The following is a 23,874-nucleotide window of genomic DNA, read 5'->3' as shown; positions in this document are numbered from 1 at the left end:
CAATGCGCGCCGCCCCCCGCCGGGCCACCGGCCTGCTCAGCTATTTCACCCGCCACCGCACCGTGGCCAACCTGCTGCTGCTGGTGATGCTGGCGGCGGGCGTTGCCGCGCTGCCCCGGATGCGGGCGCAGTATTTCCCCGACATCATCGTCGACAGCGTCTCGGTCTCGGTCCGCTGGGACGGCGCCGGGGCCGAGGATGTGGACCGCGCCATCGTGCAACTGCTGGACCCGGCGCTGATGACGGTCGAGGGGGTGATGTCCTCTGAGGCGCGCTCGACCGAAGGCTCGGCCCGGATCAGCCTGGAGTTCGAGCCCGGCTGGGACATGGCGCGTGCCGCCGATGACGTGCAGGCGGCGGTGGACGGGGTGAATAACCTGCCCGAAGAGGCCGAAGATCCCGAGGTCAGCCGCTCGGCCTGGCGCGATCGGGTCACCGACGTGGTGATCACCGGCCCCGTGGGCGTCGATCAGATCGCCCGTTTCGCGGACGAGTTCGTTACCCGCCTTTTTGCCGAAGGGGTCACCCGCACCACCATCCGGGGCCTGTCGGCGCCACAGGTCATCGTCGAGGTGCCCGCGCTCAACCTGATCGCCCATGACGTGACCATGGCCGATATCGCCAGCGCCATTGCCGCCGAGGTCGACGCCTCGCCCGCCGGTGACGTGACCGGCGCCAATGCCCGGGTCCGCACCGGTAGCGAGAAACGCTCGGCCGAAGAGATCGAGGCGCTGGTGCTGCGCCGGGGCGAGGATGGCCAGGCCCTGACCGTGGGCGACGTGGCCCGGGTCCGGGTCGAGGGGACGGACCGCGCGCGCACCTATTTCGTGGGCGAGGATCCGGCGATCTCGGTCCGGGTGGATCGCTCCGATACCGGCGATGCGATCGACATTCAGAAGCGGGTCGAGCAGGTGGCGGCCGAAATGCTGCCGGCCCTGCCCGAGGGCAGTTCCATCGACCTGATCCGCACCCGCGCCGAACAGATCACCGGGCGGCTGGATATCCTGATCGAGAACGGCGCCATGGGCCTGGGCCTGGTGCTGTGCCTGCTGTTTCTGTTCCTCAACGCGCGGGCGGCCTTCTGGGTCGCTGCCGGGATCCCGGTGTCGATGCTGACGGCCATCGCGTTGATGTATGTCTTCGGCCTGACCCTGAACATGATCTCGCTTTTTGCGCTGATCATCACCCTGGGGATCGTGGTGGATGACGCCATCGTGGTGGCCGAATATGCCGACAGCCGCGTCCGCCGCCGGGGCGAGGGGCCGGTGGCCGCCGCCGAGGGCGCGGCCAAGCGTATGGCCATGCCGGTCTTTTCCGCCACGCTGACCACGGTGATTGCCTTCTTCGGCCTGACGGTGATCGAGGGCCGCTTTGGCGAGATGATCGCCGATATCCCCTTTACCGTGATCGTGGTGCTGCTGGCCTCGCTGGTGGAATGCTTCCTGATCCTGCCCAACCACATGGCCCATGCCCTGGCCCATTCCGGCGAGGATCGCTGGTACGACTGGCCCTCGCGCCAGGTGAACCGGGGCTTCGGATGGGTGCGCGACCGGCTGTTCCGCCCGGCCATTGGCCTGGTGATCCGGCTGCGCTATCCGGTGCTGGCGCTGGTGCTGGTGATCTTCGCGGCGCAGATGTCGAACTTTATCCGCGGCGACCTGCAATGGCGCTTCTTCAGCTCGCCGGAACGCGGCTCGGTCACCGGCAACTTCATGATGGCGCCCGGCGCCACCCGCGACGACACCCTGGCGATGATGCGCGAGATGCAGCGCGCCACCGAGGATCTGGGCGCCCGCTATGAGGCCGAATACGGGGTGAACCCGGTCGACTACGCCATCGCCGAGATCGGCGGCAATTCGGGGCGCCCCCTGGCCGGGTCCGACAGCAAGGACGTCGATCAGCTGGGCTCGATCACCATCGAACTGATCGACCCCGACTTCCGCCCCTATTCCAGTTCCGCCTTCGTCAGTGCGCTGCAAGAGGAGGTACGCCAGCACCCGCTGGCCGAGGTGGTCAGCTTCCGGGGCTGGGGCTCTGGCCCGGCGGGCGATTCGCTGGATGTGCAGTTCTACGGCGCCGATGCCGACACGCTGAAGGCCGCCAGCCAGGACCTGCAAGAGGCGGTGCTGCGCTATCCCGAGGTCTCGGCGGTCGAAGACAACCTGTCCTACGACAAGGAAGAGATGATCCTGGAGCTGAGGCCCCAGGGCGAGGCCCTCGGCTTTACCGTCGATCAGCTGGGCCGGGTGCTGCGCAACCGGCTGAACGGGATCGAGGCGGCGACCTATCCGGTGGGGCCGCGTTCGGCGGCGATCCGGGTCGAACTGCCCGAGGCCGAGCTGTCGGCGGATTTCCTGGACCGGATGATGATGCGCAGCCCCGGCGGCGTCTATGTGCCCCTGGCCGATCTGGTCACGGTCGAGCGCCGCTCTGGCTTTTCCACCGTGCGGCGGGAAAACGGGCTGCGCCTTTTGTCGGTCAATGGCGAGATTTCCGACGACGATCCGGCCCGCGCCGAAGAGATCCTGCGCACCCTGGAAACCGAGATCCTGCCCAATATCGCCGCCGAACGGCAGGTCGAGTTCCGCCTCTCGGGTCTGGCCGAGCAAGAGGACGATTTCCTCAACGATGCCCTTTACGGGCTGGTGATGGTGCTGACCGGGATCTACTTGGTGCTGGCCTGGGTCTTTGCCAGCTGGACCCGACCCCTGGTGGTGATGGCAATCATCCCCTTCGGCCTGGTGGGCGCCTTCTACGGCCATGCCCTGTGGGAGGTGCCGCTGTCGATGTTCACGGTGGTGGGCCTTCTGGGCATGACCGGGATCATCATCAACGATTCCATTGTGCTGGTGACCACGGTGGACGAATACGCCGAAGGCCGGGGCCTGCGCCCGGCGATCATCGACGGCGCGGCGGACCGGTTGCGGCCCGTCATGCTGACCACGCTGACCACGGTGATGGGGCTGGCGCCGCTTCTGTACGAGAAATCCAGCCAGGCGCAGTTCCTGATGCCGACGGTGATCACCCTGGTCTATGGCCTGGGCTTCGGGATGGTGCTGGTTCTGCTGGTGGTGCCCGCGCTCTTGGCGATGCAGGACGACATGGCGCGGATGCGCGCGGGCCTGCGCCGCGCGCTCGGCGACCGCCGCGCGGGCGGGCTGCGCGGGCTGGTCGGGCTAGGCCTGGCGCTGGTGCTGGGCTGGTTCGCCCTGACCCTGGGCCATCAGCTGTGGCAGGGGGCGCTGCCCGCGCCGCTGGCCGGGCTGCTGCCCGGCTGGGCCAGCCCCGGGGTGGGCGCGGCGCTGCTGCTGTATCTGGCGGGGTCTCTGGTCATCGTGCTGGCGCTTTTCGCCCTGGCGGCTCTGGCGCGCCTGCGCCGCCACAGCCCCGCGCAGGGGGCCTGACGCCAAATCTCCGGCGCCTCGTGATGCGGGGCGTCGGTCCGCTCTTCAGGGGTAAAGGGGGCGTCTGGCGCGCGCCTCAGCGGGCCGGGCAGCCGTCGATCTCGACCGCGTAGTTCTGGCCCAGCACGGTGATCTTCAGCCGCGACCGGTCCAGATGCAGGGCGCCCGCGCTGCTGCTCAGCACCGCCTGCGAGATCAGCATGTCGCCTTCGCGGCGCGACACCGAATCCGACACGACCATGTCCGGCAAATGCGGCTCGAAGACCGTCACCTCGCGCCCGCCCGCCGAGGGCATCCGGATCTGCGCCTCGACCAGCAGCCCCGGCGCCTGGGGGCGCACCTGACAGCTGACCGCGCGCACCTTCGCCTCGGTGGCGCTATAGGCGCGTTCGGCCAGGGCCGCGGCGATGGCCGGGCTGCGGCGGGTCTGATCGGCGGGCAGGGTGCCCGCGACCTCGATCTCCAGCGGCACGCAGATATGTTCGCAGATGCCAAGGAAGATCTCGCCGCGCAGCTCGACCGGCGCCCCGGCCCGGGCGGGGGCGATGCGCAGCGGCAGGACGACGTGATCGTGGTAGCCGATCGAGCGCATCCCCGACAGCTCGAAGACCTCTGGGCGCGGCCAGATCACCTCGACACCGTGCAGATTGTCCGAGGCGGACCAGTTGAACAGCGGCGGAATCCCCGCGCTGCCCGGTTGCCGCCAGTAGGTTTTCCAGCCCTCGGCCAGGGTCAGTTCCAGCCCCGCCACATGGCTGCCGTCGGCCTCACGCCAGCCGGGCAAAATCCGGGCGGTCAGATATTCGGCATAGGGATTGGCCGCCGCGGGCAGCGGCAGCGCCGCGAAGAGCAGCGAAATCAGCGGGATGTGGCGAACAAGACGTCTGAGCATGGCCTAGACATGGGCATAAGCGCGGCAAATGCCAATTCACAAAGCGGCGACAGACGCGGCACAGATGCAGGTCCGGTTGCCAAATAGCGTCTTAATGGTTGCAAATGACGCGAGGGGGCGTCAAAAGGGGGGAGGTGGGGTTCAAATCAAGTCTTGGGGGCAGAGAAATTGCCTGGACTATTCGATCTCACTGGCAAGATTCTCATTGCGATGCCAGGTCTGTCCGACGAACGCTTTGCCAATACGGTGGTCGTTCTATGCGCGCATTCCGGCGAAGGTGCAATGGGCCTGGTGGTGAATAAACTGGCAGATCACGTTTCCCTTCCCGGGCTTTTCGATCAGCTGGAAATTCCCTGTCGCGAGGATCTGTCGGGGCGCGTCGTCCATGCCGGGGGTCCGGTCGAGATGGAACGCGGCTTTGTCCTGCACAGCCCCGACTACGATACCGAAATGTCGACCCTTCAGGTCAGCGACCATTTCGCCATGACCGCCACCCTGGATGTTCTGGAAGACATCGCCGCAGGCTACGGGCCGCGCCATGCCATGGTCGCCCTGGGCTATTGCGGCTGGGCGCCGGGGCAGCTGGAGGGCGAGATTGCCCAGAACGGCTGGCTGGTCGGCGATCCCACCAGCAGCCTGGTCTTCGAGGCCGAGGATGAGCGCAAGTGGGACCTGGCCATGTCCGGCCTGGGCATCGACCCGCTGAGCCTGTCGGTTGCTGCCGGCCGCGCCTGACGCGCGCATGGCCTCTATGCCATTTCTGAAACGCCTGCGTCCCGCTGCGCCGGGAATCAGTCGCGCGGCGCGGCGGCGCGGCGCAGGCGGTCGTTGATCGCCCGACCGATGCCGGTCTCGGGCACCGGGGCCACGGCGATCCGGTCGATCCCGGCCTGGTCCATCTCGTGCAGACGCCGGAAGAGATTGGCGGCGGCCTCGGCCAGATCGCCGGTCTGCGACAGGGTATAGGGGCTGTCCGAAGGGCCGAAGGCAAGCAGCACCTCACCCGGGCGGGGATCGGTGACGTTCAGCCGGACCGTGCCGCGCGGCGCGTAATGGGACAGCATCTGCCCCGGGGCCTCGATCCGGGCGGTGGCCCCGTCGTCCTTGTTCTCGTCCTCGGGCAGGGCCAGGGTCAGGCCGGTGGCGGCCCGGATCTCTTCGGGGCCGATGCCGCCGGGGCGCAGCAGGCGCAGGGTGCCGTCGGGCGCAACGGCAAGGATGGTCGATTCGACCCCCACGCCGCAGGGCCCGCCGTCGATCACCGCCGCGATGCGCCCGCCCAGACCGGCCAGCACATGGGCGGGCTCGGTCGGGCTGATCCGTCCCGAGGGGTTGGCCGAGGGCGCGGCCAGCGGCCCGCCGAAGGCGCGCAGAAGCGCCCGCGCCGCCGGATGCGCGGGCATCCGCAGCGCCAGGGTTGGCAGGCCCGCCGTCACCCGCCCGGCCACCGGCGCGCCCGCGCGCAGGGGCAGCACCAGGGTCAGCGGCCCGGGCCAGAAGGCGCGGGCCAGGGCCAGGGCCTCGGGCGGAAACTCTGCCAGGCGCTCGGCCATCTCCATATCGGCCACATGGGCGATCAGGGGATTGAACGAGGGGCGGCCCTTGGCGGCATAGATCGCCGCCACCGCTGCGTCGGACCCCGCATCGCCCGCCAGCCCGTAGACCGTCTCCGTGGGCATCGCCACCAGCCCGCCCGCGCGCAGCAGGTCCGCGCCCTGGGCCAGGGCGGCAGGGTCGGTGCCCAGAACTTCGGTCTCTACCATGCTGATACGTATGCCTCCGGCCCGGTCCCGGCCTTCCGCCCTGCGGGATTTGTGACGCGGCGTTTGCCTTTGCTGCCCGACGGGTCGGCGTTAGGTTTACAACCCGGGCCGGGCTGTCCTACAGCCGGGACCACGGCTTGCCAAGATGCTGAGGGAGGAGACCCAAATGCCATTCCGTGCCCCTGTCAACGACGTGCGTTTCATCTTCGATCACGTGGTCGATTTCGACAAGGTCGCCGCCACCGAGCGGTTCTCCGAGGCCTCGCCCGATACGGTCGACGCCATCCTGAGCGAGCTGGGCCGCCTGACCGAAGAGGTCTGGGCGCCGCTGAACCGGTCCGGCGACACCGATCCCGCGATGCTGGAAAACGGCGTGGTGCGTACCTCGAAGGGGTTCAAGGAAGGCTTTGCCGCCCTGGCAGAGGGTGGCTGGCTGGGCCTGTCGGCGGCCGAAGAGAACGGCGGCATGGGCCTGCCGATGGCGCTGACCTCGGCGCTGAACGACATGGCCGCCGCCTCTTGCATGTCGCTGGGTCTGAACCCGCTGCTGACCCAGGGCCAGGTCGAGGCGCTGGAGCATCACGCCAGCGACGAACTGAAGGCGATGTACCTGCCCAAGCTGATCTCGGGCGAATGGACCGGCACCATGAACCTGACCGAGCCGCAGGCCGGGTCGGACGTGGGCGCGTTGCGGTCGAAGGCCGTGCCCAATGGCGACGGCACCTATGCGATCTCGGGGCAGAAGATCTTCATCTCCTGGGGCGATCACGATTTCGGCGGCAATGTCTGCCACCTGGTGCTGGCGCGGCTGCCCGACGGGGTGCCGGGGACCAAGGGCATCAGCCTGTTCATGGTGCCCAAGTTCATTCCCAACGCGGACGGCACCCTGGGCGAGCGGAATTCGCTGCGCGTGGTCAGCCTGGAACACAAGATGGGCCTGCACGGCAGCCCGACCGCGGTTATGGAATATGACGGCGCCACCGGCTGGCTTGTGGGCGAGGAACACAAGGGCATGGCGGCGATGTTCACCATGATGAACAACGCCCGTCTGGGCGTCGGCATCCAGGGCATCGGCGCCGCCGAAGGCGCCTATCAGAAGGCGCTGGAATTCTCGCTGGAGCGCAAGCAGGGCCGCACCCCCATCGAGGGCCAGGGCGGCACCGGCACCATTGCCGATTTCGCCGATGTGCGCCGGATGCTGGGCGAGATGCGCGCCGATACCTTCGCCGCCCGCTCGATCGGGCTGGCCTGTGCCGTGGCCATCGACATGGGCAATGCCACCGGCGAGGCCGAGTGGAAGGCCCGCGCCGCCTTCCTGACGCCGATTGCCAAGGCCTTCGGCACCGAGACCGGGATGCGCGTCTCGGAACTGGGGATGCAGGTGCATGGCGGCATGGGCTTCATCGAAGAGACCGGCGCGGCGCAGTATTACCGCGATGTCCGCGTCACCGCGATCTACGAGGGCACCAACGGCATCCAGGCCATGGACCTGGTGGCGCGCAAGATGATGGACAAGGGCGAGATGGCCTTTGCCCTGATCGACGAGATGCAGGCCTTCACCGAGACCGCCCGCGCCAGCTGCGATGCCCTGGCCGAACCGCTGTGGCAGGCCATCGAGACCCTGCGCGAGGCGACCGAATGGATGCTGGCCCAGGGCGACCTGAACCAGCGTTTCGCCGGCTGCGTGCCCTACCTGATGGGCTTTGCCCGGGTGCTGGGCGGCTATTACCACCTGAAGGCCGCCCTGGCCGAGGGCGGCGAGGGGCCGCGCGCCCGTCTGGCGGCCTTCTATCTGAAGCGGCTGCTGCCGGAACACGTGGGCCTGCTGGCCCATGCCACCGTGGGGGCTGAAGACCTCTACGCGCTGAGCATCGAGGACCTGTCGGCGTGACCGTCGCAGGGGCCATCCGCTTTCCCTGGGAAGAGGCGCCAGCCCCGGGGGAGGCGGTGGAGATCGCCGAGGGTGTGCTGTGGATCCGTCTGCCGCTGCCCATGGCGCTGAACCATGTGAACATCTACGCGCTGGACGATGGCGACGGCTGGACCCTGGTGGATACCGGGGTCCATTCGCGTGAGGCCAAGGCCCTGTGGCAGGGCCTCCTGGACGGGCCCCTGGCGGGCAAGCCGGTCACCCGGCTGCTGATCACCCATCACCATCCCGATCACATCGGCATGGCGGGCTGGTTCATGAAGCACCACGGCGCCGAACTGGTGACCTCGCGCACCTCCTGGCTGATGGCGCGGATGCTGCTGCTGGACGAGGAAGAGCGCCCCTCGGAGCAGGCGCTGACCTTCTGGAAACGCGCCGGGATGGACCCGCGCCTGCGCGCCAAGCGCGAGGGCGAGCGGCCCTTCAACTTCGTCGACGTCGTGCACCGCCTGCCCACGGGCTACACCCGCCTGCAAGAGGGCGAGACCCTGCGCGCGGGCGGTCGCACCTGGGATGTGCGCATGGGCAACGGCCATGCGCCCGAACATGTCACCCTGTGGTCGCGCGACGACAATCTGGTGATCGGCGGCGATCAGCTGCTGTCCTCGATCAGCCCCAATATCGGCGTCCATGTCACCGAACCCGAGGCCGACCCCCTGGCCGAGTTCCTGGAGGCCAGCGAGCGCCTGCTGGCCCATGCCCGCGACGATCAGCTGGTGCTGGGGGGCCACAAGCTGCCCTATAGCGGGCTGCCGGTGCGGCTGCGGCAGATGATCGACAACCACGTCTCGGGTCTGGAACGGCTGAAGGTCTTCCTGGCCATGCCGCGGACCGTGGTCGACTGCTTCCCGCAGCTGTTCATGCGCAAGATCGACGAAGGTAATTACGGGCTGGCCATGGCCGAAGCCCTGGCGCATCTTAACTATCTCTACAAACGCGGAGAGGTCACCCGGTCCGAGCGCAAGGATGGCGCCTGGCTGTGGCAAAGCCGCTGAACCGGCGGGGCCGTTCCGCCAAGGCCGGACAGGCAGAAGAGAGGGTGCGATGCGCGAAACCATGGTCTCGACCAGTGCCGAGGCGGCAGAGAACGCGGTTCTGCCCTGCCGCCACGAGGTCCACGCCGATGGCCGCGCGCCGGCCGAACCGCTGCCCGCGAATGTGATCGACGAGCCGGTCGAAAAGAAAAGCCCCGCCGCCTGGGCCTATGAACGGCTGATCCTATACATCCAGCAGTTCGAGGAAAGCCTGGACAGCGACGAAGAGGTCGCCATGGGCTTTGCCGGGGGCGACGCGGGTGTGCTGCGGATCGAAGGGATGGGCTATTTCGACCCCGATATCGTCACCTTCACCGGCACCGATGCCCAGGGCGCCAGGACCCAGCTGGTGCAGCATGTCAGCCAGCTTTCGGTGCTCTTGCGGGCGATGCCGAAACGCCCCGACCGGCCCGAGCCCGCGCGCATCGGCTTCCGTCTGCGGCGCGATCTGGAAAACACCGCGGCCTAGGCCGCAAGCGGCACCGAAACAGGTGACAGCGGCGGATCTTTGCAGTATCCCCGGCCCTGAAACGACCGACCACCGGGAGGAGATGACGATGGCCGAGCACAAGCATGGTGAAATGGATATCGAACCGCAGGAGAAGACCTTCGAGGGCTTCATCAAGACCACGATGTGGGTCTGCGGCATTTCTATCGGCGTGCTGGTCTTCCTCGCCCTGTTCAACAGCTAAGCCCGCGCGTTGCGCGGCGGGCAAGCCCATCGGGGCCGATTTACGGAGACATCCATGAAACGCCTGATCCTTGCCCTGGCCGCCCTCGGCGCGCTTGCCGGCTGCGGTGCGAAAAACGCCGACTACGACCAACCCGATCCCGCTCGGGCCGAGCGCGCCTATCACCATGACGCGCCGCCCTCGCTGACGCTGATCACCATCCGTTCGAACGACAGCGGCAAGGGCGCCCATACGGCGCTGCTGATCAACGGGTCGGAACGGGTGATCTTCGATCCCGCAGGGTCGTTCCACCACCCGCAGATTCGCCGCGACGGCGACGTGCTGGTGGGAATCAGCCCGGCCTTCTGGGAAGGCTACCGATCGATGCACGCGCGCGAGACGCACCACGTGGACACCCAGACGGTGACCGTCTCTGCCGCCGTGGCCGAACAGGCGCTGCGGCTGGCCTATGGGCGCGGCGCGGTGCCCGGGGCGCAATGCGCCAATTCCACCTCGGCGATCCTGGCGCAGCTGCCCGGGTTCGAAGGCATCCGCCGCACCTGGTGGCCGAACCAGCTGGAGGAGTCCTTCCAGCAGGTGACCGGGGTCGCTCCGACCTCTTACTACGAGGATTACAGCCCGGTGCCGGCGGGCGCGGTGCTGGGGATCGACCGCACCACCGTGGCCCGCGCCGAAGGCTGAGGCCCGGCGCCCCAGTGCCAGAGATGAAAAAGGCCGTCCCGAGGGGCGGCCTTTTGCTTTGGGGGGCGCTGTCGCTGGGCGGCGGGCCTCAGCCCATCAACCACAGCATCAGATAGAGGGTGCCCAGACCGCAGAGGATCGCCAGCAGGGTGCGCCGGAAGATCACCCCCAGGGCCAGGGTGACCAGGGCGGCGGTCAGGCGCGCGGGGTCCATCTCGCCCCCCGTGGCGCCGGGCCAGACGACCAGCGGGGCCACCAGCGCGGGCAGCACGGCAACGGGGGTATAGCGCAGGTGGCGCAGCAGCCATTCCGGCATCTGCCGGTTGCCGATCAGCCCCAGGAAGGCAAAGCGCAGGGCGAAACTGCCCAGGCCCAGCCCGATGATCACGATCCACAGATCGACGCGGTCGATGGCCGCGCCGGTGGCAAGCTCAGTCCCGGTCATGCGCTGGCCTCCGTCTGGGCGCGTTTCTCGATCGCGGCGCCGGTCATCATGCCCGCCAGGGCGGCGATCAGCAGACCCAGGTTATAGGGCAGCCCGGCAAAGATCAGCGCCAGGGCGATGGCCACGCCACAGGCCGCCAGATGGGCGACAGAGCGCAGCATCGGCGCCACCATGGCGATGAAGGTGATCGGCAGGGCGAAATCCAGCGCCAGTTCCGGCGGGATGGTCGAGCCGACCATGGCGCCGACCACGGTGAAGACATACCAGAAGGGGCAGATCGGGATGATCACCCCGAAGAAATACCCCACCTTCTGCGCCACCGACCAGTCGCGGTGTTTCTCGAAGGCGATGACCGAACAGGCATAGCTCTGGTCCACCAGGAAATAGGCGGCCAGCGCCCGCTGCCACAGGGGGGCCGCGCCGATATGCGGGGTCAGCGAGGCGGAATACATCGCCATGCGCAGGTTCACCGCCAGGGCTGAGATCAGCGCCACCGCCACCGGCGCCCCGTCGCGCAGCAGTTGCAGCGAGGCGAATTGCGAGGCGCCCGCGATGACGGCGATGGAATAGACCAGCGCCTCGTAGACCTTCAGCCCGGCCTCGGAGGCGACGACGCCAAAGAGCATGGCGAAGGGCCCGACGACCAACAGGAAGGGGGCGCCGTCGCGCATCCCCTGGAAGAAGGTCGCGCGGGTGCTGGCGGGAGAGGGGGTTTCGGCATAGGCTGTCATGGGACGTATCGCTACCCGGCAACCCGGCAAGAGGCAATCCGAGATACATGCACAACGCATATTCCTCATCTTCCGGTATGGACGGAGGCAGACCGGGTCATGACGGCCCCGGGGGCGGCGCATGATGCTGCCCGGGCTGATCCTGGCGGGCGGGTTGTCGCGCCGCATGGAGGGGCGCGAGAAGGCCCTTCTGCCGCTGGCGGGCCGTCCGCTGCTGTCGCATGTGATCGACCGGGTCGAGCCGCAGCTGTCGCATCTGGCGCTGAACGCCAATGGCGATCCGGCGCGGCTGGACCGCTTCGGGTTGCTGATCGTGCCCGATCACCTGCCCGAAGGGGTGCCCGACCGCCCCGGGCCCCTGGCGGGCGTCCTGGCGGCGCTGGACTGGGCCGCCGGGCTGGGCGCCGAGCGGGTCTTTACCATCGCGGGCGATCTGCCCTTCCTGCCCGGAGATTTCGTGCCGCGCCTGCTGATGGCCGCTGAGGGGCACCCGGGGCCGGTTCTGGCGCAAAGCCGGGATGCCACGGGCGAAATGCGCCTGCATCCCACCTGTGCCCTTTGGCCCGTGACCCTGGCCGAGGATCTGCGCGGCGCGCTTCAGGCCGGGCAGCGGCGGATGATGGGCTGGGCGGAAAGCCGAGGCGCCCGGGCGGTGGAGTTTGCCGCGCCGGGCCTGGACCCGTTTTTCAACATCAACACGCCCGAGGACCTGGCCCGGGCCCAGACCTTGATCGAAGGCTGATAGGGGGCGTTACTCGCTCCGCAGGCCGGTCTCGACCAGCATGTCCTGGCGCTTGGCCTCGTAGTAGTAGCCGCGGGCGTACCATTTCACCGCCGTCGCCTCGTCGCCATCGGACAAGAGCCAGGCGCCGCGCAGGTATTTCACCGCGTATTTCAGGTTGGTCTCGGCATCCAGCAGGTCCCCCGCCTGGCCCGAGAAGCCCATGGACCGGGCAGTGGCGGGCAGGATCTGCATCAGCCCGTAATAGGGGCCGTTGCGGGCCTCGGGCCGATGGGTGCTTTCGCGGATCACCACCCGTTGCACCAGGGTCACCGGCACTTCGTATTCCGCCGCATATTGCTCGATCAGCCCGCGCAGTTCGGGCGTCTCGTTGGGGTAGAGCGGCGCCGGATCGCGGAAGGCCAGCATGGGCGCTTCGGGTTCGGGCGTGCTACAGGCGGCAAGGGGCAGAAGGCAGGCGAAAACCAGGGACAGGGTGGTGAGGGGGCGCATGGGCCAGGCTCCGGTAAACTCGGTTACCAAGGCATTAAGCCAGCCCTGCCGATCGGCAAAGCGCCCGCGCGGCGCATCGGCGGAGCCTTGCGCAAGGCCGGACCCGCGCGGGCCCTTCTTTGCCTAGCTCAAAGTGGTGTCGACGACCCACCAGCCGGGCTCTGCTGCGCGCAGCATCCGGCCTGCCTCCACCGCTGTGGCGCGGTCGGGGAAGAGGGCAAAGCAGCTGGCGCCAGAGCCCGACATGCGCGCGATCAGGCAGCCGGGCAGAGAGGCCAGCGCGCCCAGAACGGCACCGATGGCGGGCTCCAGCGCCAGGGCCGGGGCCTCCAGGTCGTTGCGGGTGCTGGCCAGCCAAGTGGCGACATCGGCGGGGGTGGCCAGATCGACCGGGACTGCGCCCATGGGGGGATTGTCGCGCTTTTCCAGCCGTTTGAAGACGGCGGGCGTGGCCACGGGGCGGCCGGGATTGACCAGCAGGGCGGGCAGAGGCGGCAGGCCGGTCAGCGGCGTCACCACCTCACCCAGGCCCTGCATCCGCGCGGCGCGGGCCGCCAGGCAGACGGGCAGATCGGCGCCCAGGCGTTCGGGGTGCTCGGGCAGGGGCACGCCCAGGGCCGCCAGCGCGCGCAGCACGCAGGCCGCATCGGACGAGCCGCCACCGATGCCCGCCTGATTGGGCAGATGCTTTTCCAGCGCGATGGCCACGGGCCGCCCGGCCATCCGCGCGGCGCGCAGGCACAGGTTGCCGTCATCCACCGGCACGCCCGCGGCGCGGGGGCCGGAAACGGTCAGGGAATAGGCATCGGCGGGGGTCACCGACAGCCGGTCGCCCAGATCGGCGAAGACCACCAGCGAATCAAGCAGGTGATAGCCGTCGGGCCGCTGGCCCGTCACATGCAGCGAAAGGTTCACCTTGGCGGGCGCCAGCAGCATGGGCCCGGCGGCGGCGGTGTCGGTCTGGGTCATCGAGGCCTCGGGCAGCCGTAAGCGGGCAGGGTGGGCAGATCAGCCGCCGTCGGCGGCGACCGTTTCCATGCCCTTCTGCTCTTCCGCCAGCACGGCGTCCAGCCCTGCGGCCATCTTGCGCCGGATGCGGTCGGCCTCGGCCTCTTCGGGATCGAAGGACAGGGCGCGGGCCCATTGGAACTGCGCCTCGCGGGTGCGGCCCACCTTCCAGTAGACATCGCCCAGGTGGTCGTTGACCACCGGGTCCACCGGCATCAGCTCGGCGGCGCGTTCCATCTGCTCGACCGCCTCGTCATAGCGGCCCAGCTGGTAGAAGGCCCAGCCCAGGCTGTCGACGATATAGCCCGACGAGCTGTCCAGCTCGACCGCGCGTTCGATCATCGTCAGGGCTTCGTCCAGGTTCTGGCCCTTCTCGACCATGGCATAGCCGAGATAGTTCAGCAGGTTCGGCTGATCGGGGTTCAGGGCCAGGGCAGCGCGGAAATCGGCCTCGGCCTCGGGCCAGTTGTCCAGCCGTTCCTGGCTCATGCCGCGGGCGTAGAAGACGAACCATTTCGACGGGTCCTCGCCGCTGTAAAGGTCCAGCGCGGCGCCATAGGCCTGCACCGCCTCCCTGTGGCGGCCCTGCCAGCGGTAGTGATCCCCGCGTGAGGCCTGGATCTTGGGCAGGGTGGGGAAGGCATCGGCCAGCTGGTCCAGCACCTCGATCGCCGCATCCTCGCGGCCCGCGCGGCGCAGGGCGGTGGCGCGGCCCAGTTCGGCCAGGTAGAAATTGGGATTGTCGCGCGGCACGGCGCGATAGGCGCGGGTGGCCAGCTCGGGGCGGTCCAGGTCTTCCAGCAGCTCGCCCGACAGCAGGATCGCGTCCACATGGTCGGGGCGCAGGGCAGTGGCGACCCGGGCGTAGAGCAGGGTGTAGGCCTCGGCGGTTTCCTGTTGCAGGGCGGCGCCGACGGAATAGAAGACCTCGGCCACGCCATCGGCGACAGAGGTGACATGGGTGTTGGGCAGGGTCTCGCCCGCCGCCAGGCGGTCGCGCAGATCCTGGATCTCGGTGCCCGGATCCGAGCCGAAGATATTGCCCAGCAGGGTCAGCGCGCCGGCGTTGCGGTCCAGCTGCGACAGGGCCTCGACCCGGGCCAGCACGCTGCGGCGGGTCATCTGCACCGGGGTTTCGCCATCGCCCGCGTAAAGCGCCTCGGCCCCCTCGAAATCACCGACGAAGGACAGGGCCAGCGCCTTGTGATAGCGGGCAAAGCGCGCCAGGCCGGGTTCCTCGGCCACGGTATCGAAGCGCTCTAGCGCGGCGCCCATGTTGCCCTGGCCCAGCTCCATCCAGGCGGCCAGAAGGCCGTCGACCAGCGGGCCGATGGCGCGGTTCTGCGCGACACGCTCCAGCACGGCGGCATAGTCGCCGCGCGTCACCGCATCGACGATCAGGGCCATATGTCCGACCTGGCTGTCCACGCCCAGGGAATCCAGCCGCTGCGCCGGGCTGACGGCGGCATCGACGATCCCGGCCGAGACCTGCGACAGGATCAGCCCGTCCAGCAGAAGCGGTTCGCGCGGCTCATCGCCCAGGGCCCGGGTGTAGTAATGGATCGCCGCGTCGTAATCCGCGCCAAGCCGCGCCTGACGGGCCGCCAGATAGTTCCCCGCCAGATCCGCCGCCAGCACGGGCAGGGGCAGCAGCGTGGCCAGGGCCAGCGCGGACAGCGAAACGGAACGTGTGAAGCCGGACATGGCGACCCCTCCCAGAGACAAGCTAGGGCCTCAGACTAGAAGGGGGGGCGCGTGAAAGCAATGCGGGGCGCCCGATGGGCGCCCCGCTTGGCGAGACATCTCGCACAAAGTTTACATATTGGGATAGTTCGGCCCGTCGCCGCCCTGGGGCGTGGTCCAGTTGATGTTCTGGGCCGGATCCTTGATGTCGCAGGTCTTGCAGTGCACGCAGTTCTGGAAGTTGACCTGGAATCGCAGGTCCTCTCCCTCGCCGATGAACTCGTAGACGCCCGCCGGGCAGTAGCGCGCCGAGGGGCCCGCGTATTTCGGCAGGTTTTCCCGGATCGGCAGGTCGGGGTCGGCCAGCTTCAGGTGGCAGGGCTGGCTTTCCTCGTGGTTGGTGGCCGCGAAGGAGACGTTGGTCAGCCGGTCGAAGCTGATCTTGCCGTCGGGCTTGGGATAGTCGATCGGCTTGTGCTTGCTGGCCTCTTCGGTGGCCTCGGCATCGGTCTTGCCGTGCTTCAGCGTGCCCAGCAGAGAGAAGCCCAGGGTGTTGGTCCACATGTCCATCCCGCCAAGCGCCAGGCTGGCGGTCAGGCCGTATTTGGACCACAGCGGCTTCACGTTGCGGACCTTCTTCAGATCCTTGCCGATGGCGCCTTTGCGCACCTCGTCCTCGTAGGACGTCAGCTCATCGCCCGAACGGCCCGCTTTCAGCGCCTCGAAGGCGGCCTCGGCCGCGGCCTTGCCCGAGAGCATGGCGTTATGGTTGCCCTTGATGCGCGGCACGTTGACCATGCCGACCGAGCAACCCAGCAGGGCGGCGCCCGGCACGGTCATCTTCGGCATCGACTGGTAACCCCCCTCGGAGATGGCACGGGCGCCATAGGCGACGCGCTTGCCGCCCTCCAGCAGCTCGGCCACCATCGGATGGTGCTTGAAGCGCTGGAATTCCATGTAGGGGAAGAGGTAGGGGTTCTTGTAGTTCAGGTGCACCACAAAGCCGATGTACACCTGGTTGTTCTCGATGTGGTAGATGAAGGACCCGCCGCCGGCGTTGGCGTTCAGCGGCCAGCCCATGGTGTGGGTCACCGACCCCTCCTTGTGCTTGGCCGGGTCGATCTCCCAGATCTCTTTCATGCCGATGCCGAACTTCTGCGGCTCATGGCCCTTCGACAGCTCGTATTTGTTGATCAGCTCTTTCGCCAGCGACCCGCGCACCCCTTCCGAGATGAAGACGTATTTGCCGTGCAGCTCCATCCCCGGCTCATAGCCCGGGCCCTCGGTCCCGTCGGGGTTGCGGCCGAACTCGCCCGCCACGACACCCTTCACCACGTCGCCGTCATAGACGATTTCCGAGCAGGCCATGCCGGGGAAGATCTCGACCCCCAGCTCTTCGGCCTGTTCCGCCATCCAGCGGCAGACATTGCCCATCGAGACGATGTAGTTGCCGTGGTTGTTCATCAGCGGCGGCATGGGGAAGTTGGGCACGCGCACCTGGCCCGCTTCGCCCAGCATGTAGAAGTTGTCGTCCTTGACGGGGGTGTTCAGGGGCGCGCCCTTTTCCTTCCAGTCAGGGATCAGCGCGTTCAGGCCACAGGGGTCCAGAACGGCGCCCGACAGGATGTGCGCACCCACTTCCGAGCCCTTTTCCAGAACCACGACCTCGAGGTCGGCGTCGAGCTGTTTCAGACGGATGGCGGCGGACAGGCCAGCGGGGCCGGCCCCGACGATGACCACGTCATATTCCATCGTTTCGCGTTGCGTCTCGGACATTTTTGGCTTCCCCGTCGGCGTGGCTTTGCATTGGGCCCGGGTTTGACCCGGACTGTGAAATATTCTTTCGCATCGTTAGCCCTTTCCCCAGGGGAGGGTCAATTGCAACGATGCGTCAGGACGGACTGTTATCGCTCGCGTTTTCGACCGTATCGTCGGGGCTGTCGCCCAGCAGATACCGCGGCCCGCTGCCCAGGCGGGCGGCCCGGTCGCCCGGGTTGTAAAGGCTGCACCGCTCAAGCGAGAGGCAACCGCAGCCGATGCAGCCGTCCAGATCGTCGCGCAGGCGGGTCAGCTGGGCGATGCGCCGGTCCAGGTCGGCGCGGTACTGCGCCGACAGGCGGCGCCAGTCGGCGGCTGTGGGGGTGCGGCCCCGGGGCAGGGCGGCCAGCTGGGCGCGGATCTCGGCGATCGAGGCCCCCAGGCCCTGGGCGATCAGCACGAAGGACAGGCGGCGGATGTCGGCCCGGTCATAGCGGCGCTGCCCGGCCTCGTTGCGCCAGGGGGCGATCAGCCCCTCGGTCTCGTAATAGCGGATCGCCGAGACGGCCAGGCCGGTGCGCGCGGCCATGGCGCCGATGGACAGGCCGTCACGCCGGGCGGGTCTCCGTATCTCATTGGGTTTGCGCATTTCTTTCCTCTTGCCCTGAAGTTTACTTTAGCTGTCAGGATTGGCCAAGGTGAAATTCAGTCGCCGACAGAGCCACCGCCAAGACCCAGACAAAGACCAAGAGAAAGACAGGACAAAGGACATGATCCGCTTGCAGCACGCCAACATCACCGTCGACGACCCCGACGCCACGGCCCACTGGCTGTGCAACGTCTTCGGCTGGGAGGTGCAGTGGCGGGGATCGGGCATCGAGGTGGGTCGCACGGTTCATGTGGGCACCTCTGACAGCTATATTGCACTCTTCACCTTCGGCGGGCCGAATGCGCCGCGCCCGGCGCGATACCGGACGCGTGGAATGCTGAACCAGCTGTCGGTCCTGACCGAAGAGGCGATCGAGGCGGTCGAGGCGCGGGTGGCCAATGCGGGCTTCGAACCCTTCAACCACCGGGCCACGGGGCAGGGCGCCACGGGGGCGGGGCGGCGCTTCAGCTTTCTGGACAATGACGGCATCGAATGGGAAGTGGCCTCGCATCAGCACTAGGCTGCATCGCGCCGCCATGTCCCGCAATTTGCTTGCAAATGGCGGTGGCATTGGGTCAGGTAGCCGGACCGACGAGATTAGAGAGAGGGGCCCTCGCAGGCCCCTTTCTCCGTGCCATGGAGGGCCGAATGGAAAAAGTACCGATGACCCGCAGCGGCTTCCAGCAGCTTGAAGCCGAGTTGAAACAGCTGAAATCCGTGGAACGCCCCGAGATCATCCGCGCCATCGCCGAGGCGCGCGAGCACGGCGACCTTTCGGAAAACGCCGAATACCATTCCGCGCGCGAAAAGCAGAGCTTCATCGAGGGCCGGATCAAGGAAATCGAAAGCCTGCTGGGCCTGGCCGAGGTGATCGACCCCAAGAGCCTGTCGGGCAGCATCAAGTTCGGCGCCACCGTCACCCTGGTGGACGAGGACACCGACGAGGAAAAGACCTGGCAGATCGTGGGCGAACAGGAGGCCAATATCGAAAAGGGCCTGCTGAACATCAAGTCGCCCATTGCCCGGGCCCTGATCGGCAAGGACGAAGGGGATTCCGTCGAGGTGCGCACGCCCGGCGGGGAAAAATCTTACGAAGTGCTGAAGATCGTTTACCAATGATCGCAGGGGCGCGCGGGCCCGACCCGCGCGCCGATGCAAGCGCGGTGCGGGAATGAGCGAGAGCCAGAAGAGCAAGCCAACCCTGGTTGGCGCCTATGACAGCAAGTACCGGCCGGGCCTGTCGGTGGCCGAGGCCGTGGCCGTGCTGGCCAGCCTGGCCTGGGCCCTGGGTGCGGCGGTCTATTTCATCTTTCTTTACGATGCGGATGCGGGCGACGGCGAACGGCTGCGCGCCTTGCAGCTGGTGTTGACGGTCTTTGCCGTGTTGATGCCGGTGGCGATGATCTGGGTGGCGGCGATGGCCGCGCGCTCGGCCCGGGTGATGCGCGAGGAAAGCCTGCGCCTGCGCACCGCCATCGACGCGATCCGCCAGGCCTATGTCAGCCAGAACCAGAAGGGGGGCGATGCCACCATCGCCCGCAAGCTGGACGAGATCGCCATGGCGCAGCGCAAGACCGAAACGGCGCTGCTGACCTTTTCGTCGATCCGCGACCATTCGGCCCCGCCCGATCCCGGCACGCAGCCCGCCCTGGCCGCGCCGCAGCCCGCGCCGCAGGATGCCGATCAGGCGCCGCTGCCGCTGGACACGCCCGCAGAGGTACCGCAGGTGCCGCTGGTGAAGGACGATTTCGTCCGCGCCCTGAACTTCCCCGAGACCGCCGAGGACGAAGAGGGCTTTGCCGCCCTGCGCAAGGCGCTGAAGGACCGGCAGACGGCCCTGCTGATCCAGGCGGCGCAGGATGTGCTGACCCTGCTTAGCCAGGACGGGATCTACATGGACGACCTGCGCCCCGACACCGCGCGCTCGGAAATCTGGCGCCGCTTTGCCGCCGGGGAACGGGGCCGCCAGATTGCCGCCCTGGGGGGGATCCGCGACCGTAGCTCGCTGGCGCTGGCCGCCGGGCGGATGAAACAGGATCCGATCTTCCGCGACGCCGCGCATCACTTTCTGCGCCGCTTTGACAAGATGTTCGTGGAATTCGAGAAGACTGGCAGCGATCAGGACATCCAGGACCTGGCCGATACCCGTACCGCGCGGGCCTTCATGCTGCTGGGTCGGGTCGCGGGCATCTTCGACTGAGGCCTTTCGGGCGAGACATGAAAAAGGCGCGTCCCGGTGATCGGGGCGCGCCTTTGACGTTTCCGGTCCTGTCGTAGGGCGGGGGTCGCCCCCGCCGCCCGGTTCAGTTCAGCCGCGCCACCACATAGGCCGCCAGATCCGACAGCGTGTCGCGCAGATCGCTTTGCGGCAGCACCGACAGGGCGTCGCGGGCCTTTTGCGACCAGTCCAGCGCCGTCTGGCGGGTGCTGTCCAGGGTGCCGTGCTTGGCAAACAGCGCCATGGCCTGCTCCAGGTCGCCGTCGACCTGCTTGCCGCGGGCAATGGTGCGGGTCCAGAAGGCCATTTCCTCGTCATCCGCCGCCGCGATGGCGCGGATCACCGGCAGGGTCATCTTGCGTTCGCGGAAGTCGTCGCCGACGTTCTTGCCGGTCTGGCCGCTGTCGCCCAGGTAATCCAGCAGGTCATCGGCCATCTGGAAGGCGATGCCCAGGGCGTCGCCATAGGTATAAAGCGCCTCGATCTGCTCTTCCGGCGCCTCGGCCAGAACCGCACCGGATTGCGTGGCCGCCGAGAAGAGGGCGGCGGTCTTGCCGCGTACCACGGTCAGATAGGTCTCTTCGGTGGTCTTCAGATCCTGGGAGACCGACAGTTGCAGCACCTCGCCCTCGGTGATCACCGCCGCCGAGGAGGACAGGATGTCGAGGACGCGCAGGTTGCCTGGCTCGACCATCATCTGGAAGGCGCGGGCGAAGAGGTAGTCGCCGACCAGCACAGAAGACTGGTTGTCCCACAGCAGGTTGGCCGTGGGCCGCCCGCGGCGCTGCTGGCTTTCGTCGACCACGTCGTCATGCAGCAGGGTGGCGGTGTGGATGAACTCCACCGTGGTGGCCAGGTGGATGTGGAAGGGGCCGGTGTAGCCGCACATCTTGGCCGCCGCCAGAACCAGCATCGGGCGCAGGCGCTTGCCGCCCGCGTCGATCAGATGGGCGGTGACCTCGGGGATGCGGGGGGCGTGTTTCGACGCCATGCGCTCTTTGATGAGGGCGTTCACCGCGTCCAGCTCTGCCGACAGGGCGGCGGCCAGGGCGTCATTGGGTTTCATCTCGGCTTGGCTCACCCAGGCACTCCCGTCTATTCACGGCCCCCCATGGGGCCTTGGCCCGTCAAAGGCCCGTCACGAAAGGCCCGTTAAGGAACTGGCATTCGGCGCAGCGGTTCGGTAGGGCTGGACCCATGAGAGAGCTACTGCGCAGCACCGATCCCACCCATGTGGCATTCGCCCAGGCCCTGCTTCAGGGGGAGGATATAGACTGCTTTGAAATGGACGTAAACATGAGCGTTCTGGATGGCTCTCTCGGGATTTTGCCGCGCCGGTTGATGGTGCGCGACGGCGATTACGAGGCGGCGGCCCGGGTGTTGCGCGACAACGGCCTGCCGGTCAGCCCGTGAGCGCGAGTGACGGTGAGAGAGCCGCATCGCAGCCGCCGGACCTGCCGCAGATCTGGCCCGACGCGGCGCTGAGCGCCGACAAGTTCCTGGGCGGCCGCTTGGTGCTGCGCCAGCCTGTGAAGGGCTATCGCGCCGGGGCCGATCCTGTGCTGCTGGCTGCCGCGGTGCCTGCCCGGGCGGGCGAAAGCCTGCTGGATCTGGGCTGTGGCGCGGGCACGGCGGCGCTTTGCGCGGGCGCGCGGGTGCCGGGGCTGCGCCTGGCGGGGCTGGAACGCCAGCCCGCCTATGCGGCGCTGGCGGCGCGCAATGCCCGCGAGAACGGGATCCAGATGCAGGTGCATTGCGGCGATCTGTCGGCCATGCCCGAGGCGCTGCGCCAGGCGCAGTTCCACCATGTGATCGCCAATCCCCCCTATTTCCGCCGGGACGCTTCGGTGCCCGCCCGGGCCCACGACCGCGAAGGCGCCCTGGGCGAGGAAACCCCGCTGGCGCTATGGGTCGAGGCGGCGGCGAAACGCTGTCGTCCCGGCGGCAGCGTGACCTTCATCCACCGGGCCGAGCGCCTGCCCGAGCTGATGGCCGCCTTCGCCGACCGGCTGGGGTCGCTGGAACTGAAGCCGCTGGTGCCGCGCGCCGGGCGCGAAAGCCAGCTGGTGCTGCTGCGTGGGCGCAAGGGCGGGCGCGCGGCCTTCCGTCTGCACGCCGGTCTGCTGCTGCACGCGGGTGAGATCCATTCCGACCAGGGCAGCGACTACACGGCAGAGGCGAGTCGCATCATGCGCGCCGCCGGGGCGCTGGATTTCGCCCCCTAGGCGAAAAGATGCGGACAATTTGCGTCTTTCCCGCACGAAATACGCTTGTTTACGCCGGTTTAAGGGCTTCGAAGGGATGCTTCACGGTGTCGCGTGACAGAATTGTAAAAATATGCTGCACTGAGAGTGTTCAACCACAGAGAGGAGTGTCCCCAATGAGCCTGTCTTCCCACGTTGAAGAACTGAAGAAGAAACATGCCAACCTCTCGGCGGCCGTGGATGAAGCCCAACGGTCGCCCGGTGTCTCGTCGTCCGAGATCACCGCACTGAAGAAGCAGAAGCTTCGCCTGAAGGAAGAAATCACCCGCCTGGCCCCGGCGCATTAAGCGCCTGATCCGGGTGCGACGACCCCCGACGCCTTGGCGGCGGGGCAAGACCCAAGACTTCCGATAATTCCCCCCAAGATCCAGGGCGGCGAGGCGACAGGCTTCGCCGCCCTTCCATTTTGGCTCTGTCCCGGGGCCGGGGCGGTCGCGCGATGCGCGCGCCCGACGGAGAGGGGGGCAGGGGGCTCTGCCCCCCTTGAGCCCTGGCGGGCTCAATTCCCCCCGGGATATTTCTGGCAATGAGAAAAGGGGGGGGGGCAGGGTGCCTTGCGGCGAGGGGCGCGGGCAGGGGCCGAGTGTAGGGGCGAAGCTTTGGGAGCGGGGTGGGGCGGGGCTCTGCCCTTGGGGTGTTTCGACGTAGAGGAGAGGGGGGCGGTGCCGATGGGCGGGCGGGCAAAAGGGCGCCGGGGGGACCGGCACCCTTTGTCTTGTCAAGGCGTGCGGGGGTCAGACGAAGAACTGACCGCCGTTTGCGGTGATGGTCGAGCCGTTCACGAAGGTGGCGTCATCGGCGGCCAGGAACAGCACGCAGCGGGCGATTTCCTCGGGCTCGCCCAGGCGGCCGGTGGGGATCTGGGCGATGATCTGGTCGCGCACCTTTTCCGGCACCGCCATCACCATCTCGGTGGCGATATAGCCCGGGCAGATCGCATTGGCGGTAATGCCGAAACGGGCGCCTTCCTGGGCCAGGGATTTGACGATCCCCAGATCGCCCGCCTTGGTGGCGGCATAGTTCACCTGGCCGAACTGGCCCTTCTGGCCGTTGATCGACGAGATCACGATGACCCGGCCGAACTTGCGTTCGCGCATCCCCGGCCAGACCGGGTGCACGGTGTTGAAGACGCCGGTCAGGTTGGTGTTGACCACCTCGGACCATTGCTCGGGCGTCATCTTGTGGAAGGGGGCGTCGCGGGTGATGCCGGCATTGGCCACCACCACGTCGAGCGGGCCCAGATCGGCCTCGACCTTTTCGATCCCGGCCTTGCTTTCCTCGTAGGAGGCCACGTTCCACTTGTAGGTGTGGATGCCGGTCTCTTCGGTGAAGGCGGCAGCGGCGGCCTCATTGCCGGCGAAGGTCGCGGCCACCTGGTAGCCTGCGCCTTTCAGCGCCTTGGAAATTGCCGCGCCGATGCCGCGCGTGCCGCCGGTGACGAGAGCTGTACGAGCCATGGTATCCTCCCACTCAATGAAATTCGCTCGG

The 23,874-nt window shown here is 67.8% G+C and carries 25 protein-coding genes; 14 read left to right on the top strand and 11 right to left on the bottom strand.

Annotated features, from left to right (window positions below):
- Positions 1 to 2 precede the first annotated feature (2 nt).
- A complete protein-coding gene (locus ACRARE_RS02000) occupies positions 3 to 3,404 on the top strand; it encodes an efflux RND transporter permease subunit (protein WP_432654732.1) in 3,402 nt (1,133 codons plus the stop codon).
- Positions 3,405 to 3,480: 76 nt separating this feature from the next.
- Here ACRARE_RS02000 and ACRARE_RS01995 read toward each other — a convergent pair whose 3' ends face one another.
- The gene (locus ACRARE_RS01995; protein ID WP_432654731.1) at positions 3,481 to 4,296 is read right to left on the bottom strand and encodes a protein-disulfide reductase DsbD domain-containing protein; all 816 of its coding nucleotides are present in this window, start codon (positions 4,294 to 4,296) and stop codon (positions 3,481 to 3,483) included.
- A 153-nt stretch (positions 4,297 to 4,449) separates the two neighbouring features.
- Here ACRARE_RS01995 and ACRARE_RS01990 point away from each other — a divergent pair, with 153 nt between their 5' ends.
- Positions 4,450 to 5,031, top strand: coding sequence for a YqgE/AlgH family protein (locus ACRARE_RS01990; protein ID WP_432654730.1), 582 nt, complete (start codon positions 4,450 to 4,452; stop codon positions 5,029 to 5,031).
- A gap of 56 nt (positions 5,032 to 5,087) precedes the next feature.
- Here the strand turns inward: ACRARE_RS01990 and ACRARE_RS01985 are convergent, their stop codons facing one another.
- On the bottom strand, positions 5,088 to 6,059 hold the full coding sequence (locus ACRARE_RS01985; protein WP_432654729.1) for an L-threonylcarbamoyladenylate synthase: 972 nt from the start codon (positions 6,057 to 6,059) through the stop codon (positions 5,088 to 5,090).
- Positions 6,060 to 6,225: 166 nt separating this feature from the next.
- Here ACRARE_RS01985 and ACRARE_RS01980 point away from each other — a divergent pair, with 166 nt between their 5' ends.
- From ACRARE_RS01980 to ACRARE_RS01960, 5 genes are all read left to right on the top strand, one after another.
- Positions 6,226 to 7,950, top strand: coding sequence for an acyl-CoA dehydrogenase (locus tag ACRARE_RS01980; protein WP_432654728.1), 1,725 nt, complete (start codon positions 6,226 to 6,228; stop codon positions 7,948 to 7,950).
- A complete protein-coding gene (locus ACRARE_RS01975) occupies positions 7,947 to 8,984 on the top strand; it encodes an MBL fold metallo-hydrolase (protein ID WP_432654727.1) in 1,038 nt (345 codons plus the stop codon). The genes ACRARE_RS01980 and ACRARE_RS01975 overlap by 4 nt, the downstream gene beginning before the upstream one ends.
- Positions 8,985 to 9,033: 49 nt before the next feature.
- Entirely contained in the window at positions 9,034 to 9,492 is a 459-nt protein-coding gene (locus tag ACRARE_RS01970; RefSeq protein ID WP_432654726.1) for a DUF6173 family protein, read from the top strand.
- A gap of 88 nt (positions 9,493 to 9,580) precedes the next feature.
- The gene (locus ACRARE_RS01965; protein WP_432654725.1) at positions 9,581 to 9,715 is read left to right on the top strand and encodes an aa3-type cytochrome c oxidase subunit IV; all 135 of its coding nucleotides are present in this window, start codon (positions 9,581 to 9,583) and stop codon (positions 9,713 to 9,715) included.
- Positions 9,716 to 9,769: 54 nt separating this feature from the next.
- The gene (locus tag ACRARE_RS01960) at positions 9,770 to 10,396 is read left to right on the top strand and encodes a hypothetical protein (RefSeq protein WP_432654724.1); all 627 of its coding nucleotides are present in this window, start codon (positions 9,770 to 9,772) and stop codon (positions 10,394 to 10,396) included.
- An 88-nt stretch (positions 10,397 to 10,484) separates the two neighbouring features.
- On the opposite strand, the gene ACRARE_RS01955 is transcribed toward ACRARE_RS01960, so the two are convergent.
- Positions 10,485 to 10,841, bottom strand: coding sequence for a branched-chain amino acid transport AzlD family protein (locus ACRARE_RS01955; protein ID WP_432654723.1), 357 nt, complete (start codon positions 10,839 to 10,841; stop codon positions 10,485 to 10,487).
- Positions 10,838 to 11,572, bottom strand: a complete 735-nt coding sequence (locus tag ACRARE_RS01950) for an AzlC family ABC transporter permease (RefSeq protein WP_432654722.1) — start codon at positions 11,570 to 11,572, stop codon at positions 10,838 to 10,840. Before ACRARE_RS01950 ends, ACRARE_RS01955 begins: the two co-directional genes overlap by 4 nt.
- A gap of 121 nt (positions 11,573 to 11,693) precedes the next feature.
- On the opposite strand from ACRARE_RS01950, the gene mobA reads away from it, so the two are divergent.
- Complete coding sequence (gene mobA / locus ACRARE_RS01945) at positions 11,694 to 12,314, top strand: molybdenum cofactor guanylyltransferase MobA (RefSeq protein WP_432654721.1); 621 nt, start codon at positions 11,694 to 11,696, stop codon at positions 12,312 to 12,314.
- A gap of 9 nt (positions 12,315 to 12,323) precedes the next feature.
- Here the strand turns inward: mobA and ACRARE_RS01940 are convergent, their stop codons facing one another.
- The 5 genes from ACRARE_RS01940 to soxR form a co-directional block, all read right to left on the bottom strand.
- On the bottom strand, positions 12,324 to 12,806 hold the full coding sequence (locus ACRARE_RS01940; RefSeq protein WP_432654720.1) for a transglycosylase SLT domain-containing protein: 483 nt from the start codon (positions 12,804 to 12,806) through the stop codon (positions 12,324 to 12,326).
- A 123-nt stretch (positions 12,807 to 12,929) separates the two neighbouring features.
- Positions 12,930 to 13,775, bottom strand: coding sequence for a 4-(cytidine 5'-diphospho)-2-C-methyl-D-erythritol kinase (locus ACRARE_RS01935; RefSeq protein WP_432654719.1), 846 nt, complete (start codon positions 13,773 to 13,775; stop codon positions 12,930 to 12,932).
- A 39-nt stretch (positions 13,776 to 13,814) separates the two neighbouring features.
- Positions 13,815 to 15,518, bottom strand: a complete 1,704-nt coding sequence (locus tag ACRARE_RS01930) for a tetratricopeptide repeat protein (protein WP_432654718.1) — start codon at positions 15,516 to 15,518, stop codon at positions 13,815 to 13,817.
- Positions 15,519 to 15,629: 111 nt separating this feature from the next.
- Complete coding sequence (locus tag ACRARE_RS01925) at positions 15,630 to 17,273, bottom strand: electron transfer flavoprotein-ubiquinone oxidoreductase (protein WP_432654717.1); 1,644 nt, start codon at positions 17,271 to 17,273, stop codon at positions 15,630 to 15,632.
- A 115-nt stretch (positions 17,274 to 17,388) separates the two neighbouring features.
- On the bottom strand, positions 17,389 to 17,904 hold the full coding sequence (gene soxR / locus ACRARE_RS01920) for a redox-sensitive transcriptional activator SoxR (RefSeq protein ID WP_432654716.1): 516 nt from the start codon (positions 17,902 to 17,904) through the stop codon (positions 17,389 to 17,391).
- A gap of 121 nt (positions 17,905 to 18,025) precedes the next feature.
- Between soxR and ACRARE_RS01915 the strand changes: the two genes are divergently transcribed.
- The 3 genes from ACRARE_RS01915 (at position 18,026) to ACRARE_RS01905 (ending at position 20,104) form a co-directional block, all read left to right on the top strand.
- Positions 18,026 to 18,424, top strand: a complete 399-nt coding sequence (locus ACRARE_RS01915; RefSeq protein WP_432654715.1) for a VOC family protein — start codon at positions 18,026 to 18,028, stop codon at positions 18,422 to 18,424.
- Positions 18,425 to 18,552: 128 nt separating this feature from the next.
- The gene (greA, locus tag ACRARE_RS01910; RefSeq protein WP_432654714.1) at positions 18,553 to 19,023 is read left to right on the top strand and encodes a transcription elongation factor GreA; all 471 of its coding nucleotides are present in this window, start codon (positions 18,553 to 18,555) and stop codon (positions 19,021 to 19,023) included.
- Between the two features lie 52 nt (positions 19,024 to 19,075).
- Positions 19,076 to 20,104 (top strand): hypothetical protein, encoded by a 1,029-nt coding sequence (locus ACRARE_RS01905; protein ID WP_432654713.1) that lies wholly within the window; start codon positions 19,076 to 19,078, stop codon positions 20,102 to 20,104.
- A 103-nt stretch (positions 20,105 to 20,207) separates the two neighbouring features.
- On the opposite strand, the gene ACRARE_RS01900 is transcribed toward ACRARE_RS01905, so the two are convergent.
- Complete coding sequence (locus ACRARE_RS01900; protein ID WP_432655051.1) at positions 20,208 to 21,188, bottom strand: polyprenyl synthetase family protein; 981 nt, start codon at positions 21,186 to 21,188, stop codon at positions 20,208 to 20,210.
- A 131-nt stretch (positions 21,189 to 21,319) separates the two neighbouring features.
- On the opposite strand from ACRARE_RS01900, the gene ACRARE_RS01895 reads away from it, so the two are divergent.
- The 3 genes from ACRARE_RS01895 (at position 21,320) to ACRARE_RS01885 (ending at position 22,673) form a co-directional block, all read left to right on the top strand.
- Positions 21,320 to 21,535 (top strand): putative signal transducing protein, encoded by a 216-nt coding sequence (locus ACRARE_RS01895; protein WP_432654712.1) that lies wholly within the window; start codon positions 21,320 to 21,322, stop codon positions 21,533 to 21,535.
- Positions 21,536 to 21,585: 50 nt separating this feature from the next.
- Positions 21,586 to 22,347 (top strand): tRNA1(Val) (adenine(37)-N6)-methyltransferase, encoded by a 762-nt coding sequence (locus tag ACRARE_RS01890; RefSeq protein WP_432655050.1) that lies wholly within the window; start codon positions 21,586 to 21,588, stop codon positions 22,345 to 22,347.
- A gap of 155 nt (positions 22,348 to 22,502) precedes the next feature.
- Complete coding sequence (locus tag ACRARE_RS01885; protein WP_432654711.1) at positions 22,503 to 22,673, top strand: YdcH family protein; 171 nt, start codon at positions 22,503 to 22,505, stop codon at positions 22,671 to 22,673.
- Between the two features lie 447 nt (positions 22,674 to 23,120).
- Here the strand turns inward: ACRARE_RS01885 and phbB are convergent, their stop codons facing one another.
- Complete coding sequence (gene phbB / locus ACRARE_RS01880; protein WP_432654710.1) at positions 23,121 to 23,843, bottom strand: acetoacetyl-CoA reductase; 723 nt, start codon at positions 23,841 to 23,843, stop codon at positions 23,121 to 23,123.
- Positions 23,844 to 23,874: the final 31 nt, after the last annotated feature.

Origin of the sequence: Pseudooceanicola aquaeponti (genome assembly GCF_050897975.1) — a bacterium.
Taxonomy (GTDB): Bacteria; Pseudomonadota; Alphaproteobacteria; order Rhodobacterales; family Rhodobacteraceae; genus Pseudooceanicola.
Note: the sequence above shows the minus strand (reverse complement) of the source record. Positions and strands in the feature narration are given on the sequence as shown.

Excerpts from the sequence above, each read along its gene's own strand:
- ACRARE_RS02000 (WP_432654732.1), top strand. The coding sequence starts at position 3 with ATGCGCGCCGCCCCCCGCCGGGCCACCGGCCTGCTCAGCTATTTCACC.
- ACRARE_RS01995 (WP_432654731.1), bottom strand. The coding sequence starts at position 4,296 with ATGCTCAGACGTCTTGTTCGCCACATCCCGCTGATTTCGCTGCTCTTC.
- ACRARE_RS01985 (WP_432654729.1), bottom strand. The coding sequence starts at position 6,059 with ATGGTAGAGACCGAAGTTCTGGGCACCGACCCTGCCGCCCTGGCCCAG.
- ACRARE_RS01980 (WP_432654728.1), top strand. The coding sequence starts at position 6,226 with ATGCCATTCCGTGCCCCTGTCAACGACGTGCGTTTCATCTTCGATCAC.
- ACRARE_RS01970 (WP_432654726.1), top strand. The coding sequence starts at position 9,034 with ATGCGCGAAACCATGGTCTCGACCAGTGCCGAGGCGGCAGAGAACGCG.
- ACRARE_RS01965 (WP_432654725.1), top strand. The coding sequence starts at position 9,581 with ATGGCCGAGCACAAGCATGGTGAAATGGATATCGAACCGCAGGAGAAG.
- ACRARE_RS01960 (WP_432654724.1), top strand. The coding sequence starts at position 9,770 with ATGAAACGCCTGATCCTTGCCCTGGCCGCCCTCGGCGCGCTTGCCGGC.
- ACRARE_RS01955 (WP_432654723.1), bottom strand. The coding sequence starts at position 10,841 with ATGACCGGGACTGAGCTTGCCACCGGCGCGGCCATCGACCGCGTCGAT.
- ACRARE_RS01950 (WP_432654722.1), bottom strand. The coding sequence starts at position 11,572 with ATGACAGCCTATGCCGAAACCCCCTCTCCCGCCAGCACCCGCGCGACC.
- mobA (WP_432654721.1), top strand. The coding sequence starts at position 11,694 with ATGATGCTGCCCGGGCTGATCCTGGCGGGCGGGTTGTCGCGCCGCATG.
- ACRARE_RS01940 (WP_432654720.1), bottom strand. The coding sequence starts at position 12,806 with ATGCGCCCCCTCACCACCCTGTCCCTGGTTTTCGCCTGCCTTCTGCCC.
- ACRARE_RS01935 (WP_432654719.1), bottom strand. The coding sequence starts at position 13,775 with ATGACCCAGACCGACACCGCCGCCGCCGGGCCCATGCTGCTGGCGCCC.
- ACRARE_RS01930 (WP_432654718.1), bottom strand. The coding sequence starts at position 15,518 with ATGTCCGGCTTCACACGTTCCGTTTCGCTGTCCGCGCTGGCCCTGGCC.
- ACRARE_RS01925 (WP_432654717.1), bottom strand. The coding sequence starts at position 17,273 with ATGTCCGAGACGCAACGCGAAACGATGGAATATGACGTGGTCATCGTC.
- soxR (WP_432654716.1), bottom strand. The coding sequence starts at position 17,904 with ATGCGCAAACCCAATGAGATACGGAGACCCGCCCGGCGTGACGGCCTG.
- ACRARE_RS01915 (WP_432654715.1), top strand. The coding sequence starts at position 18,026 with ATGATCCGCTTGCAGCACGCCAACATCACCGTCGACGACCCCGACGCC.
- greA (WP_432654714.1), top strand. The coding sequence starts at position 18,553 with ATGGAAAAAGTACCGATGACCCGCAGCGGCTTCCAGCAGCTTGAAGCC.
- ACRARE_RS01905 (WP_432654713.1), top strand. The coding sequence starts at position 19,076 with ATGAGCGAGAGCCAGAAGAGCAAGCCAACCCTGGTTGGCGCCTATGAC.
- ACRARE_RS01900 (WP_432655051.1), bottom strand. The coding sequence starts at position 21,188 with ATGAAACCCAATGACGCCCTGGCCGCCGCCCTGTCGGCAGAGCTGGAC.
- ACRARE_RS01895 (WP_432654712.1), top strand. The coding sequence starts at position 21,320 with ATGAGAGAGCTACTGCGCAGCACCGATCCCACCCATGTGGCATTCGCC.
- ACRARE_RS01885 (WP_432654711.1), top strand. The coding sequence starts at position 22,503 with ATGAGCCTGTCTTCCCACGTTGAAGAACTGAAGAAGAAACATGCCAAC.
- phbB (WP_432654710.1), bottom strand. The coding sequence starts at position 23,843 with ATGGCTCGTACAGCTCTCGTCACCGGCGGCACGCGCGGCATCGGCGCG.